The organism is Streptococcus sp. IsoGale022, assembly GCF_031142805.1.
Classification (GTDB): Bacteria; Bacillota; Bacilli; order Lactobacillales; family Streptococcaceae; genus Streptococcus; species Streptococcus sanguinis_A.
Genome location: NZ_JAKZJI010000025.1, coordinates 13,598 through 29,215 on the forward strand (window position 1 = coordinate 13,598; position 15,618 = coordinate 29,215).

Consider the following 15,618-nt stretch of genomic DNA (forward strand, 5'->3'; position numbering starts at 1 on the left):
ATCATTGTAAAAAATTACATTCGTTTAGCAACTTTGGATGTAGTAGTCTTAAGTATATTCTCTATAAAAGCAAACACAAAAAAACCTACCCTTACGGGCAGGTTTCTGTTTTATATGGTTAAGCTAGATTAAGCTTTACCTTCTGAACCGAATACGTCGATACGTTCTTCAACTGATGCTTGGATGGCTTTTACACCGTCAGCCAAGAATTTACGTGGGTCGAAGAGTTTCTTCTTGTCGTATTCTGCTTCGTTTGCTTCGTAGTCGCGAGCGAATGCACGAGTTGCATTAGCGAATGCGATTTGGCATTCAGTGTTAACGTTAACTTTGGCAACACCAAGTTTGATAGCTGCTTGGATTTGGTCATCAGGAATACCTGAACCACCGTGCAATACGATTGGGAAGCCTGGAAGAGCTTCTGTCAATTTCTTCAAGTGGTCAAGGTCAAGACCTTCCCAGTTTGCTGGGTATGGACCGTGGATGTTACCGATACCAGCTGCCAAGAAGTCGATTCCAGTTTCAACCATTGCTTTAGCGTCTTCGATTGGAGCCAATTCACCTTTACCGATGATACCGTCTTCTTCACCACCGATAGTACCAACTTCAGCTTCTACTGAGATACCTTTAGCGTGTGCTTTTTCAACGACTTCCTTAGCCAATTTAAGGTTTTCTTCTACTGGAAGGTGTGAACCATCAAACATGATAGAAGTGTAACCAACTTCGATACACTCAAGTGCATCTTCGTAGTGACCATGGTCCAAGTGAATCGCAACTGGTACAGTGATGCCCATTGATTCTACAAGGTTAGCGATCAAATTACGAGCAACTTTGTAGCCACCCATGTATTTAGCAGCACCCATTGAAGTTTGGATAAGCACTGGTGCTTTCTTAGCTTCTGCCGCACGCAGGATAGCTTGAGTCCACTCAAGGTTGTTTGTGTTGAATCCACCAACTGCGTAACCATTGTCACGAGCTGCTTGGACAAATTTTTCTGCTGAAACGATTGCCATTCTTATCAGGCCTCCTCTTATTTTTTGTGGTTAAACCACTTACATTGTTTATTTTATCACTTTTTCACTAAAATTGCTAGTTTTTCCTGAAATTTTAAAGAATTACAGTGAGACACTCAGCATTTTAAGCGTCTCTATTGCAAAAAGAAAAAGCTGGCCGAAGCCAGCTTACTTGATGCGGAGAGAGGGACTTGAACCCTCACGACCTAAAGCGGTCACAGGATCCTTAGTCCTGCGCGTCTGCCAATTCCGCCATCCCCGCGATTGAGTACTTTACTAGTATAACAGGACAGCTAAGGCTTGTCAAGAAAATTTTTGACTTTATTTCAAAAAATCAACTTTCTACTCAATCAGCAAATCTAGGAAATCTAAGCGAAATGAAGCTAAGGCAGGAACACAGAAAACTCAGTGCTGCTGAGTCGCAACAAATACAGCCACCGTTTGGTCGGGATCGTATTTTTCAAAGTCAATAGTGTAGTCCCGATGAAGCTCACCTGTTTCTTCTGCCTGCCAAATCCTCTGCCAAGCATGAAGAATCGCTTGAGGATCCTCCTTATCCGCCTCAAATACTTGATAGATCTGCTCGGATGTGTCAAAATCATAGACTTCCCCATCTGTTAAACGGCAGATAGAGAGACTATAGTCTCCTTTGTAATCACTGGCATAGTCATGATAGACAGCATAGACCGGTTCCCCTTGGGCAAAAGCTTCTTTCACAGCTCCCTCTTGTTCCTGCCAGAGAGCTTGGATTTTTTCTACACAATGCTCATCTTGAAAATTATTAGTACGAATACTAGCTAAAATGTTTAGAAACATCTTCTTCCCTCCTTTTATTTTTCATTATAACATTTCTCTAGAAAAGTCGCTTAGTTCAGACAAAACAAGTCTATCTCTCCTGGCCCTTTTTTACCGCTGCTGTGACAAAGGCTGTATAAAGACCCTCAGGTCGGTTCGGTCGGCTGGAAAGCTCTGGATGGTATTGACAGGCTACGAAGAATTTATTTTCCGGGATTTCCACTATTTCGACCAAGCGATTGTCCGGTGAAACTCCTGAAAATACAAATCCGGCTGCCTCAAACTGCTCGCGGAAAGCATTGTTGAATTCATAGCGATGACGGTGACGGCGCTGTACAACTTCTTGATGATCGTAAGCTGCTGCTGCCTTAGAGCCAGGCTTAAGCTTAGAAGGATAGAGCCCCAGTCTCAGCGTTCCACCCAAGTCTTCAACATCAATCTGATCACGCATGAGGTCAATAATCGGAAATGGTGTGTCTGGATTGAGCTCCGCTGAGTTGGCATCAGCCAATCCCAAGACGTGACGGGCGAATTCGACACAGGTCAGCTGCATACCCAAGCAAATCCCCAACATAGGCACATCCTGCTCACGCGCATAGCGGATTGCTTGAATCTTACCCTCAGTTCCTCTCTGACCAAAACCACCCGGAACGATAATCCCATCCGCACTTCCAAGAAGCTCAGCTGCGTTTTCGGCCGTTACCTGATTCGCATCAATCCAGTCAATCTTAACCTCCGCATCATTGGCATAGCCGGCATGCTTGAGCGCTTCGACAACTGAAATATAGGCATCTGGCAACTCAACATACTTACCGACCAGAGCAATATGGACCTGCTTTTCCAGACTCATTACTTTCTCTACCATGGCTGACCACTCTGTCATATCTGCTGCCGGCACATCCAGTTTCAGATGGTCACAGACGATTTGGTCCATATTTTGAGCCTGCAAATTGAGAGGAATTTGGTAGAGATGCTCTACATCCAGCGACTCAATGACCGCCTCAGGTGCTACATCACAGAATTGAGCCAGTTTGTTTTTGATATTTTGTCCAGCTGGTTGCTCTGTACGGATGACCAGCATATTAGGCTGAATCCCCAGACCTCGCAGCTCTTTGACAGAATGCTGAGTCGGCTTGGTCTTCATTTCTCCAGCTGCCTTGAGATAGGGCAGGAGAGTCGTATGGATATACATGACATTGTCTGCTCCGACATCCGCCTTCATCTGGCGCAAAGCTTCTAAGAAAGGAAGAGACTCAATGTCGCCCACTGTACCTCCGACCTCGGTGATAATCACATCCGAGTCCGTGGTCCGTGCAGCCCGCTTGATCTTGTCCTTGAGAGCATCCGTAATATGCGGAATGACTTGGACCGTCGCCCCCAGATACTCACCTTTACGCTCCTTGCGCAGGACTTCGCTATAGATTTTACCAGTGGTAACATTGGAGTATTTATTGAGATTAATGTCAATAAAACGCTCATAATGCCCCAAATCCAGATCCGTCTCGGCTCCATCATCTGTCACAAACACCTCCCCATGCTGGTAAGGGCTCATGGTGCCGGGATCAATGTTGATATAAGGGTCAAACTTCTGAATCGTAACCTTGAGGCCGCGATTCTTCAAAAGTCGGCCCAAACTAGCTGCCACAATCCCTTTTCCGATAGAAGATACTACACCGCCAGTGACAAAAATATATTTAGTTGACATACGTGCTCCTTTTCATAAAACAATTCATTCCAGCAACCACGTCGTTGCTGGAAACTTATCTAGAGGAGGATTTTCCGTAATCTGTCTGAAAAAGAAAAATAGCTCCCTGGAAACAGGAAGCTCTGACCTCTAAAAGAGGTGCCCGAACAGTATGATATCGCAAACCTAAAAAATTGTCAAATATTTTCAGCCGGTTTTCATCCATTTTCCTCAATACTGATAACATGTGTTTCAAATTCTACATCGGGCATGCACTCTGCTAAATCGTGTCGGATTCGTTCCAAGGCTTCCAGACGCATTTCGACAGAGGTATTGGCATTCCCCTGAATGATGAAAATGGCATCCTTGGTCTCCTCATCAAACTTATAATACTCGCTGTCGCGAACATCCAGCCAAGCCAAAATTCCTTTGGCATCCCGATAGACATAGTCCGTCTTGGCAACATGCTTCTCCTTGGACAAAATAGGCAGAAAGACATCTTCCTTTTGGCTAACGGTAAATTCTATCTGACCTTCAATCTTATCAAAATCATGCCCACCAATAGCCAGTAGAGAATGCAGGGCTTCGACATTATAAATATCAATAATGCTATTAATATGAGGGAGCGATCCGCGGTGCTGGATATTGCGAATCAGAGCGGGAACCGTCGGAGGATTTTTCTTGACACTGCGACCTACGCGCTGGAGTATTTCTATATAACCTTGAACCACCGGCGACTCAAGCACCTCATCCAAGTCGCAGGCCAGAGCCCAGTCTTCCATTTCCTTTTTCTTTTTTAGAAATGAGGGAGACAGTTCTGCATGAGGATCGACATTCTTGGCAATCCCAATAACGACACTTTTAATGCCTAAATCACTCAGACTCTTATCAATGACAAATTTCATAGTAGCCTTCCTCCATCTTTTCTTTATTAAATTTTATTAGTATTATACACCCTCCGAACTTATATTTCAAGGAATATTAAAAGAAACAAGGAATTCGTCTCTTGTTTCTTTTTGCTTGATTTATTCTTCCTCTTCAGTCTCCGTATCTTCGTCAGAGTAGTCATCATCTTCTTCGTTGAGTTCGACTTCTTCACCTAGATCATCTGGAGCGATTTCGTTGATTTCAGCATCATAAGCTTCCACTTCATTCTTCTCATCGTCTGGGTTTTCCTCGTCGTATGAGAGAGCTGGGTCTGCTTCGTAGCCGTCCTCATCTTCTGGATCGTCATCGCTGTAGTCAATGGCATCCTCGTCGCCATCCATAAAGGCATTAACGCGTTTCTTCTTGCGTTTCTTAGGTGCGTCGTCCTCATCAGTCTCTTCCAAGGCGATGATTTCTTCATCCACTTCGTCAATAGCATACCATGAACGCAGTCCCCATTTATTATCCCCCAGCGGAATAAAGCTGCCGTCTACATTGAGTTCTGTGTAGAACAATGGCAGAGCATCACGAATCTCACTGTTTGATTTTTCCAGATAGTTTTGAATTTCATTGACCAGATCATTAAAATACATCTCATGGTCGCGGCCGCGGGCTTCCAAAATGGCACGCGCCACTTCAATCATAGAAAGCTCACTTTTTTCCTGTCCAGCAAATACTTCTAATTCCAAAGTTGATCTCCTTTAAGATTAAGTAAAGGCTTGTCGCCCTCTTGCAATTTTTCGCTACTTTCTATTGTACGATAAATTTCTATTTTCGTCAAAAGAAAATCCAGGAAAAATCACGGAACAAGTATAAAAAGAAACTAGTGCATCTGTACACTAGTTTCAAATGATCTCATTTTGAATGATGAAGCTTATTTCACTTTCGCAGTGCTTGTAATCACTTCAACAGCTTTCTTGATAGCAATGTCGTGTTTCAGCATATCTTCTGACAGCAATTGACGAACACGTTCTACTTCCATGTTGTAGTCTGTAGCCAATGAAGTTACTTCAGCTTCGATTTCTTCTGCGCTAGCTTCAAAACCTTCTGCCTTAGCAACAGCTTCTACGACAAGGTTTGTTTTAGTGCGTGACTCAGCATCTGCTTCGTATTGCTTGTGCAGGTCTTCCTGACTAGTACCAGTGATTTGGAAGTACATGTCAGGTGAGATGCCTTGGCGTTGCATATTGCCCAAGAATTCATTAACAGCGCGGTGTACTTCTTCGTGGACCATTTCTGCTGGCAAGTCAACGATTTCAGCGTTTGCTACTGCTTGATCAATAGCTGCTGCTTCTACCGCATCGTTATAAGCTGTTTCCTTAGCTTCTGCCAATTCTTTGCGATACTTTTCTTTCAGCTCGTCAAGAGTTTCCACTTCTTCGTCGATATCTTTTGCAAGTTCATCGTCCAATGCTGGAACTTCTTTTTCTTTGACTTCGTGAATAGTTGTCACAAATTTAGCTTCCTTGCCTGCCAAGTCTTCTGCTTGGTAGTCTTCTGGGAAGGTTACGACAACGTCCACTGTTTCACCTGCACTGTGGCCAACCAACTGCTCTTCAAATCCTGGGATGAATTGACCGCTGCCCAGTCCAAGTGAGAAGTTATCGCCCTTGCCGCCGTCAAATTCAACGCCGTCAACAGAGCCAACAAAGTCAATCACAACTGTATCACCGTCAGCTGCTGGACCTTCTTTGAGAACCAACTCAGCCAAGTTGTTGCGCTCACGCTCAATGCGCTCATCTACTTCGGCGTCAGTCACTTCTTTGCTAGCTTCAACAGTTACTTCCAAGTCTTTGTAAGCACCCAGCTTAACTTCTGGCTTAGTGACTACTTCAGCTTTGATGACCCAGTCTTGACCTTTTTCCATAGACTCGACATCAAACTGAGGCTGAGCAACTACTTCGATACCTGCTTCTTTGACAGCAGCTTCGTATGCTTCTGGAAGAAGAGCGTTCAAAGCATCTTGGTAGAGGGCTTCTTCACCAAAACGTTGGTTGAAGATAGCACGTGGAAGGCGACCTTTACGGAAACCTGGTACAGCAATATCTTTTTTTACTGAGTTAAATACACGGTCCAAGGCAGGCTTGATTTTCTCTTGACTGATGCTAAAAGTCAAAAGACCGCGATTTGTTTCTTTGTTTTCAAATGATACAGACATTCTGTCATTTCTCCTTAAAATTTATTGAATACAACCCATTATAGCATAATTAGAGTTTTTTTCAAAATTATTTTTCCTTTTATCCCTTCCTGATTTTATCCTCTATATAGGCCGCTCTGACGCCGCCAATCAGCTTGGGACGGCTGGCTAAAGCCGTGACATGAGCAGCTCCCAACTCCTTGAGAATCGGTCGGATAGGAATCTGCACGTGCTTGATGTGCATGCCGATAGCAGTATCGCCAATATCCAGCCCCGCCTGAGCGACAATAAACTCTACCTCGACAGGATCCTTCATGTATTGGAAAGCTGCTAGCTGACCGCTGCCGCCTGCGTGAAGAGTAGGCAGAACATTGACAATTTCCAAATCCTTCTTGTTCGCCAAGGCTCTTTCGACTACGAGGGCACGGTTGAGATGTTCACATCCCTGAACTGCTAGAAAGATCCCCTTGTCTTCTAAGATATCCAGTATGGTTTTGACAATGACCTGTCCAACTTCCAGACTGGAACTCTGACCGATATGGCCTCCGACAACCTCACTAGAGGATAGACCCAGAACAAAAATATCTCCCTCGACCAAGGCAGCCTTGTCCAAAACATCTAGAACAATCTGACGAGTTTCTGCTCCAATCTTAGCTAAGTCCATGTCTCACCCCGCTTATTTCACTGTGACTGTCTTTTTCAAACTCTCTGGGAAGGCTTTGTAGAGGGCAAAGCCGACTGCTAAACCAAATGTATTCTGCATAAAATTGCCCAAGATTCCAGCCAGACCTGCTCCGACACCATTCATGATGCTGTCAAAGAGGGCGTAGCCACCGACCATAGCCACCGCGGCTAAGGCTAGACCAAGGTAGCGTTTCTTGCCCTCAAATCCAGCAAAGAAACCTTGAAGTCCGTGGCAAATCAGACTGAAAATCATCCACTGAGGATAGCCGGCAATCATATCAATCAAAAAGCCTGAGAGTCCTCCGACAATAGCCGCTTCTTTGCGGCCAAAGTAGAAAGCTGTGAAATAAATCCCTGCATCCAGCAGTGTCAAAAATCCTGTCGCCGTTGGGATTTTCATAAAATTCCCCAAAACCACAGACAAGGCTGTAATAATAGCTAAGAACACTAATTTTTTAACTTGATTATTTCTCATACTGAACTACCCCATATTGATCTGAGCGCTGAATCGCTCTGTAAACAAAATCTTTAGACAATTGAACTGCTGCAAGCGGAGACTTGCCGAGAAGCAGCTGACTAGCAATGCTGGAAGCAAATGTGCAGCCTGCCCCGGTATTGTTGCTGGCCAGCACTGGCGATTCCATGACTTCAAACTCTCGACCATCATAGTAAACATCCACCGCCCGCTCCTTGCTTAAGCGATTGCCGCCCTTAATCACCACATGCTCGGCTCCCAAATCATAGAGCTCCTTAGCAGCAGCCAGCATATCCTCCAGACTTTTGATTTCTTTTTGGGTCAATAACTGAGCTTCTGCCAGATTTGGCGTGATGATGCTGACATAAGGGAAAAACTTGATGATTTCTTCTCTCAGTGCACTGACCTCCAAGTCATGATTTTCCTTGCAGACCAGAACAGGATCCAGCACTACTGGTATATCCGCATGCCGCTTGACAAAAGCCAATGCCTGCTCTGCTATTTCCAGATTGGGTAAAAGTCCTATCTTAATAGCAGAAAAAGGAAGATCCTTGAGACTGGCTAGCTGCTGGGCAAAAACCTCTTCCTCAACTGGAATGACCTCAAATCCCTTATCAGTCATAGCCGTCAGGCAAGTCACAGCTACGAAACCATGCAGGCCATTAACTGTATAGGTAGCCAAATCGGCATGCAGTCCGCCACCACTGAAAATATCATTGCCCGAAAGGGCTAAAATCAACTTATTCTTCATAACGAATCTCCTTTAGATAGAGGCCGTTTGGACCGGCTGTTGGCCCCGCCAGATGACGGTCTTTCTCCTCTAAAATCCTCTGAATCTGGCCCACCGGCATGCGCTTATTGCCAATCTTGAGCAGGGTCCCGACCATATTGCGGATCTGCTTGTAGAGAAAGCCATTGCCCGAAAAAGTAAAGACTAGAAAATTCCGCTCTGCATCATAGCGAACCTTGGCCTCGGTAATGGTCCGAACCTTGTCTTCCACACTGGTCCCCGAAGCCGTAAATCCTGTAAAATCATGCGTCCCCTCTAACTGAGCAATTGCTTCTTCTATCAGACTCAGCTCCAACGGATAAGGATAATGCGTGGCATAATGGCGCATCATAGGATTTTTAGGCCGGCCGATGTCCACCAAAAATTCATAGGTCTTGCTGTGCTTATTGTAGCGAGAGTGAAAGTCCTCTACCACTCGCTCCACAGAGATAAAATCAACATCTTCCGGCGTCTGTGTATCCAAGGCAAAACGCAATTTCTCTTCATCCCGCTCTTCTGGTAAATCAAAATGCAGCACCTGGCCCAGAGCATGGACACCGCTGTCGGTTCGGCCCGCTCCATGAATCACCACAGGCTGGCCTTTATTGATGCGGGTCAGGGTCTTTTCAATCTCTTCCTGAACGCTTCTGGCATGGGGCTGTCGCTGAAAGCCAGCAAAGCCATAACCATCATAGGAAATAATCGCCTTATATCGTGTCATGTGTTTATTTTAGCAGGAAAAAAAGCCCCCAGCAAGCCCTAAAAGCAGGAACTGTCTGGGGACAGATTTTTACGAAAATGCTGTATAAGAATTAGGGATAATCTGCGCTACGAGTTACCATTATGCAACAAAACAACCCATCTGAACCAGACTGTCAGTGACGGCACAAACAGAACAAATTCAAATGGGTTATTGATTACATATTGCTAAAAGTCATTATTTGTAGTTACACATGCAGCAAATTTGACACTTTTTCTTAGGAACCCCAAATGGAGTTTTCATCCATGAAGCTATTGGTGTTCTTCAGCAACTGCGTAAAGACAGCATACTTGAAGTCCTTGGTTGCGCGTTCATCGACACGAGACTTCTTCAGATCCTTGTCAACAGCTTCTGCAAAGCCAGCTTTCAACTCTTCATAAGTAGTATAGACTTTTCCATTGACAGTCACTGGCTTAATACCTGAGGTTTGTGCTTTATCCACAACTTTTCTGAAGTAAGCTTTCTTGAAGGCTTCCATGGTTTCAAATTCACCTTCAGAAATTTGCTTGATGATAAAGTTGTCGCTCAAACCAGTCACACCTTGCTCATTGGCTGTCTTACGGTGTTTATTAGAAGCATAGCTTATGAAGCCTTTTTCATAGCCATAGTAACCCCAGATTCTGAAGGTATTATGCTTGAACATCAAGGCACCTGGCGCTCCAGTATTGTTTTGACCGCCGCCATAGATACCCGTCATAAAGTCAATGGCAATGTAACTAGAGTCATAGTCGGCAGGATTATAAGTTCGGTTGTCAACTGCACGGTTAGACAGCAAGCCTTGATCGACCAGATCATCTACAGATGAGACCGACATATTCGCTTTCTCCTCAGCCGTCAACTCTCTTACGACGTCGTATTGGGTGCGAGGATCTACAACTTTCGGCTCAACCTTCTTGAACCATTTAGCTGCGGCCTCATTTCCTTTGGCAACAACGGCTTGTCCCTCAAGGTAATCCAGCAGCATGAGGGTGTCATTATAACCCTTCATGTAATGGTCGATGTCTGCTCGGTTCTTGAAGAGACTTGGCGAGCTATTGAAAATGAGACTGCCATTATTTGGACGATCAAAGGCCATATTGAGACCCAAAGCACCCCAACCTGGCTGATCAGGAACAGGTGACTGGAGCATCCCTTGGGCATAGCCTTCTGGTCCGATACCTTGTCGTCTGCCATGTCCGCCCAGATAAATATCTCTGTCATTGACATGGGTAAGCTCGTGCGTGAAGACGGACACACCATATTCCGTCAAGAGGTCAAAGGCCTCAAAGTTCACACGGATTGAACCGGCAGCGTGGGCACCGTAGCCATTTGACTTGTACCAGCCACCCGCTCTGCCACCAACTAGGTTAAAGAACTCGCGGGATGGTGCATAAGGATTGCCCTTATTATCATTTCCGTTGACATCAATCCAGCCACGTCCTTCCACATCGAAACCATCCCATACAGCCGTTACATTTTCCTTGACCATTCTGGACTTGATATCATCTGAAAGCAGTTTGTACCAAGTATCTACGTGATTTCGATGCTGGGTCGCTACTTCCTTGATGCGCGCATTAAATCGTTCATCAGACCATGACCGGCGCTTGTCTCTGTTGACAAAGGCCATCGTGCTATAGTTTGACAGAATAGCTAAACGCGTATTCTTCAAGGTTAGAAGCGGAAGGATATAGTTGCTGAAATATTCAGAGTTGAGGTTGTCAAAGACGCGATACTTAGCAGACTTGATCTCCTCGACTTCTGACTGGCGTTCTTCAAACTGAATAAAGCCTCGGGTTGCATCCTTGAACCAAGAATCCATATCCGCAAAGTCAGTCAGCAAGCGACGGTTGTAATCCAAGTAAGCCACCAAATCACTAGACTTGGACTCAGCCTTCAACTGACGGGCAAACATGTTGACATTGTCTGCCCCTTTCAGTTGATTTTCTGTCGAACGACCAATCTTAATCAAGCGATCCAGCAATGGTACTTTTTCACCATAGAAGTCTGGTTTGAAGAGTACTAGCTCCTTGAGGTTATAGTCACCAAACTTGAGATCGTAATAACGGTTGAGGTAGGTCAGACCGAGCATGATAGCGGTCTTGTTCTCTTCGATTTTAGCTTTCAGAGCTTCATTGGCTGCTGGATTGTCAGCATGGAACCTTGTCCATTCATTGGCCAGGAGCTTACTAATCATATCCTGCAAGTTGGCTTTCACTTCAGCCAGAGACTCATCCAAGAAGAGGCGCTTGACTTTGTTGACCCTATCATTGTCATTAGGAAGACCCACTGAACGATAGACTTCATCACTGTATAGTTCAAAACTCTTCAAGCTCTCAGTCAGCTGAGTCAGCAAATCTTCTTTGACTGCCGTTGAGTGATTTGGAGTATAGACTGTACCAAGCTCTGCAATCTGATATTCCGGCAGGGCAGTCTGCTCAAATCTTGCTTGATTTTGAAGATTGTAGATGATCTTGCTTCTGTCTGCAAAATGGACTAAGATCTTATCAGCATCCGTTCCGCCAGCAACAAACTGATTGCCTTTCAGGGCTTGAACTGATAGAACTTTCTTAGTCAACAGGTCGCCCGCCTTACCAGCATCCACCAGCTTATTGGCTTCATGAATCAAGAACTCTTGATTGTAGAAAGGCATAAAGCGTTCTAGGTTCTGATAAAGCTGTTCATTTTCTGCCTTGTAACCTGGCTTGTCTTGATAAGTACTTGTTTTTAGGATAGCAGCATTTAGCTTCTCAGTTGTTACTTCATTTGCGCTGGTTTGGTCAAGGGCGGTAATCTGGTAGCTCTTAACTTTTTGCTCCGCTTCAGCTTCTGTCAAGCGACGGAACTTAGCATCTTTACCTGTCTTGGTTCCAGAACTTTGTCCCTGAACACCAAAGAGGTTTTGAAGTTTTTGCCCCATCCAAGCATCGGTAATCTCATTATCTGAGCTAAAGAGCTCTTTACCGTTCACTACTGTGGCATAGCTGACGGTGTCATTGATGGTTCCATACGGCCAAATGGAAGCAGCGATACCAGCTGAATTTCTTGAGCCTGCATCCTCTAACTTACCTTTGGCAACTGATTGCATCAATCTGCCCCAATTACCCCAGCCTGAACCTGAATAGTCAGTGAAGTTTTGAGCGACCAGCATACCTGCATTTTGGCCACTCTTGACCCAAATATCTGCCTCAACGTAGGCTCGTTTCACCAAGGACATGGCGTTGGTGCCTGCGATACCGCCTGTCACAGAGTTTCCACCCTTGGACTTAATTCGTCCCTTAAAGGAAACATTTTCAACTCGAGATTGGCCTTCTATATTGTTAACCAAACCGGCAATATGGTCTCTTCCTTCCAAGTATCCTTGGACATTGACGTTTTCGATTACTCCTTTATTCTTCAAGCGAGCAGCAATTGTGGCAATAGTATCGCCCGCTTGCGAATCTGGATAAACCATATTGACTCGCTTAAAGTCAATATCCTTGACCGTTCCGCCAGTAATTGTATCAAATAGAGGATGCGCTAAGTCTAAAATCGCATGGCGCTCACCATTTTGCTCACCAATCAGCTGGCCTTTGAATTCACCTTGCAGGTAAGACTTGCTGTTGGCAGGTTTGTCAATCAGCTTGGCACTAATACTGCGGCCCAGAATAAAGGTTCCAGAAGGATTTTCCTTGATGCCATCCAAGAGGTCTTGGAAGTCATAGTAGACATTTCCTTCACGCTTCTTGGCCTTTTCCAGATAGAAATCAAAGCTGTTTTGAAGACCAGTTGCGCTTCTTTGCAGCAAGTCTGGCAGCTGAGCCTGAATCTTGAAGACAGGCTGGTTATCAACAACCACTTCCTCGATAGAGGTAACTGGCAGGACAGTGTCCTTGAACTGGTCGGATGTAAAGTACAGATAATATTGGTCCAGATTTGCTGGTTTTTCAGCCAGAGTAGGCATCAATTTTGTCTGACCATTCTCAACCTTCATCAAGGAGACATTAGTGATGGACTTGAGCTCCACCTTCTTCAGGTCCAGCTGGACTGTCTCTTGAGCTAATTCTTGGCTTTCAGCCCCATTACCTAAGTCATATGATAGAGTCGTCTCAATCTGATATGGTGTATAGTAGTCCAAACCACTGAAGCTAGCAGTCAGCTGGCCTGCCGCCAAATTCTGCTCAGCTATCAGCTGGCCATCTTTCTTCAGACGAACATGAGCACTAGTAAAGGCTTGATCCCTGTCCGTCAGCTGGTATTGAATTTGCGCAGATTTCTGCAATTCATCCTTCTTAACCGCTGAAACAGTCAGAGTCGGCGCTGCTTTAAGGGCCAATAAGTCCGCCAAAGCCTGCTTGAGTTGGTTGACACCCGCATCTACTTCATCTTGACTCGACGAAGTTTGGTAAACCGTCGAAGCCATATTCTTAATTGCCTGCAGCTGCTGATAGGATTGATTGGTGTAAACGGCTGAATCCACAGCCGCTGCTAAAGCCAGCTGCTTGCTCAATTCTTCTTTATTGATGCGAGCCTTGCTACCCCGAGTGATCACTGTATCAACTGCTTCATGCAAGATTGTTTCAGTAGTTTGTGGCTCCGATATGCGATTACCGTCCAAGACTTCATAGCTGGTTACAATTTCTTTTTGTCCTGGAGTTCCATCGACAGTAGTCTCTTCATCAAGATACTTGCTATCATCTGTCTTGTGAACAACTTGAGGCTCAATCGTTTCTAGCTTGATGTCTGTATGCAGACTAGGTAGTTCTGGTTGCACTGTCGATTCGCCATTGACACCACTGGTGTACTCTGGCAGAGCGGGCTGGACCGGGGCTATGTCGCCTGCTGTATCTACTGGAGCATCATAGACTGGATTGTCCGCTTGAACTGCTGATTCGCCATTAACGCCACCCGTGTATTCTGGTAGAGCGGGCTCTACCGGAGCTGTATCGCTAACTACACTTATCGGGGCCGTGTAGACCGGATTGTCTGCTTGAACTAGCGATTCACCATTAACGCCACCCGTGTACTCTGGCAATGCAGGCTCAACTGGGGCTGTATCTCCTGCTGTGCCTACTGGATTCGTGTAGACTGGATTATCCGCTTGAACTAGCGATTCGCCGTTGACACCGCCCGTGTATTCTGGCAAAGCGGGCTCTACCGCGGCTGTATCTCCTGCTGTTCCTTCCGAAATTGTATAGCTAGGATTTTCTGCTTGCACAGTTGATTGGCCATTTACGCCGCCGCTGTACTCTGGCAATGCAGGCTCTTGTAAGCTTTCCCCTTTTGCCGTCTCTATAGTTGGATTTGATGGCTGAGGAGTTGGAAGCTTCCCTGACACCCCTGAATCATTTGCAGCAGGGTTCAGCTGATACAGCAACCCTGCCTGAGCAGCTCGATCAATAGAGTCAGAGTCCTCTTTTGCAACTTCGGATAATTCTGCTTGTTCTCGAGCTTCTTGATCAACTGGCAGGGAGGTCGACTTGCTCCCTATCAAAGCACGCAAATCAGAAGCGGTAAAGTAACCGATATAGTTATAACCTGCAATGGTCAGATCCGCTTCAGAAACTGTTGACGAAACCGCAACTTGACGGTTATATGAAAGCAATTCCCGATTTTCTAGCGCAAACGCTTGAGGAGACTGTAATAGAGTCTGTCCCAAGCTGCCTAGCAAAAGCACTCCTAGTAATTTGCCAGATTTCTTCCGTGAGAATACCAAGACAGCCAAAATAGCCGTTCCCGCAAATAAGCCGAGAAGCGACTGACCATTATTTCCTGTACGCGGCAAGACAGCTTGCCCATCTTGCTTCCGATAAATCAGGTAATAGTTTTCCCCTGTTTGCAGATTTTCAGGCAGACCTTTCTTAATCAGCCCTTTTTCCTGCTCTGTTAGCTCTTGCTCTTCGACATAGCTATAGTGAGCAGTCGCACCGCCTCCTACTTCATCTGCAGCAACTGTCGAGCTGGACAAAAAGCTCCCAAAAATCAGAGCTGCAATGGCAACCGATCCTACGCCGACAGACAATTTGCGAATCGAATATTTCTGAATTCGCTCCTGCACTTTTTCAAAACTTTTCACTTTATAAATCCCCTTTTTCCTAAAATGTATAAAGCTAATCTCCCATTATCTCCCTAGCCAACTCCCCAGCAGGCTAAAAAGATACTTTTTATACACTTAGTATTATCATATATCTTTTAGGAAATTTTTACAATAGATTTTACTTAAAAAACAATTAATTTTTGTAAAAGTAAATAGAGAAAATCTCTTTACACTTTTTATAGCGAATTTCTTTTTATTAAAAGGCTGGTCAAAGCGGCTCTCTTTTTTGACTACACTTGCCCAATGGCCTTCTAAAAAACATAAAAAGAACAGCGTTGAACAGAACCGCTTATAATGGACAGTATAAAAAGTACACTATACTGTT

Annotated in this window: 11 protein-coding genes and 1 tRNA gene; all 12 read right to left on the reverse strand. The window is 45.0% G+C overall.

The window, feature by feature from the left end; translation table 11 throughout:
- Window positions 1-128: 128 nt before the first annotated feature.
- The 12 genes from RG608_RS10965 to RG608_RS11020 all read right to left on the reverse strand — a co-directional run bounded on the left by RG608_RS10965 (window position 129) and on the right by RG608_RS11020 (window position 15,272).
- Window positions 129-1,010: a class II fructose-bisphosphate aldolase gene (locus RG608_RS10965; protein ID WP_002902377.1), complete on the reverse strand. Its 882-nt coding sequence runs from the start codon at window positions 1,008-1,010 to the stop codon at window positions 129-131.
- A gap of 176 nt (window positions 1,011-1,186) precedes the next feature.
- Window positions 1,187-1,272: transfer RNA gene (locus RG608_RS10970), tRNA-Leu, on the reverse strand.
- A gap of 143 nt (window positions 1,273-1,415) precedes the next feature.
- Entirely contained in the window at window positions 1,416-1,826 is a 411-nt protein-coding gene (locus RG608_RS10975) for a GyrI-like domain-containing protein (protein WP_308946962.1), read from the reverse strand.
- A gap of 70 nt (window positions 1,827-1,896) precedes the next feature.
- Entirely contained in the window at window positions 1,897-3,510 is a 1,614-nt protein-coding gene (locus RG608_RS10980; RefSeq protein ID WP_268686851.1) for a CTP synthase, read from the reverse strand.
- Window positions 3,511-3,707: 197 nt separating this feature from the next.
- Window positions 3,708-4,394, reverse strand: coding sequence for a B3/4 domain-containing protein (locus RG608_RS10985; RefSeq protein WP_268686852.1), 687 nt, complete (start codon window positions 4,392-4,394; stop codon window positions 3,708-3,710).
- A gap of 120 nt (window positions 4,395-4,514) precedes the next feature.
- A complete protein-coding gene (gene rpoE / locus RG608_RS10990; RefSeq protein ID WP_002898937.1) occupies window positions 4,515-5,105 on the reverse strand; it encodes a DNA-directed RNA polymerase subunit delta in 591 nt (196 codons plus the stop codon).
- Window positions 5,106-5,290: 185 nt separating this feature from the next.
- Window positions 5,291-6,574, reverse strand: coding sequence for a trigger factor (gene tig / locus RG608_RS10995; protein ID WP_268686853.1), 1,284 nt, complete (start codon window positions 6,572-6,574; stop codon window positions 5,291-5,293).
- A gap of 79 nt (window positions 6,575-6,653) precedes the next feature.
- A complete protein-coding gene (locus tag RG608_RS11000) occupies window positions 6,654-7,217 on the reverse strand; it encodes a TIGR01440 family protein (protein ID WP_268686854.1) in 564 nt (187 codons plus the stop codon).
- A 12-nt stretch (window positions 7,218-7,229) separates the two neighbouring features.
- Window positions 7,230-7,712, reverse strand: coding sequence for an ECF transporter S component (locus tag RG608_RS11005; RefSeq protein ID WP_268686855.1), 483 nt, complete (start codon window positions 7,710-7,712; stop codon window positions 7,230-7,232).
- Window positions 7,702-8,463: a bifunctional hydroxymethylpyrimidine kinase/phosphomethylpyrimidine kinase gene (locus RG608_RS11010; RefSeq protein ID WP_268686856.1), complete on the reverse strand. Its 762-nt coding sequence runs from the start codon at window positions 8,461-8,463 to the stop codon at window positions 7,702-7,704. The genes RG608_RS11005 and RG608_RS11010 overlap by 11 nt, the downstream gene beginning before the upstream one ends.
- Entirely contained in the window at window positions 8,453-9,202 is a 750-nt protein-coding gene (truA, locus tag RG608_RS11015) for a tRNA pseudouridine(38-40) synthase TruA (protein ID WP_268686857.1), read from the reverse strand. Before truA ends, RG608_RS11010 begins: the two co-directional genes overlap by 11 nt.
- Before the next feature lie 256 nt (window positions 9,203-9,458).
- Window positions 9,459-15,272 carry a ZmpA/ZmpB/ZmpC family metallo-endopeptidase gene (locus RG608_RS11020; protein WP_308946963.1) on the reverse strand — a complete coding sequence of 1,938 codons (5,814 nt, stop codon included), beginning with the start codon at window positions 15,270-15,272 and terminating at the stop codon, window positions 9,459-9,461.
- Window positions 15,273-15,618 lie beyond the last annotated feature (346 nt).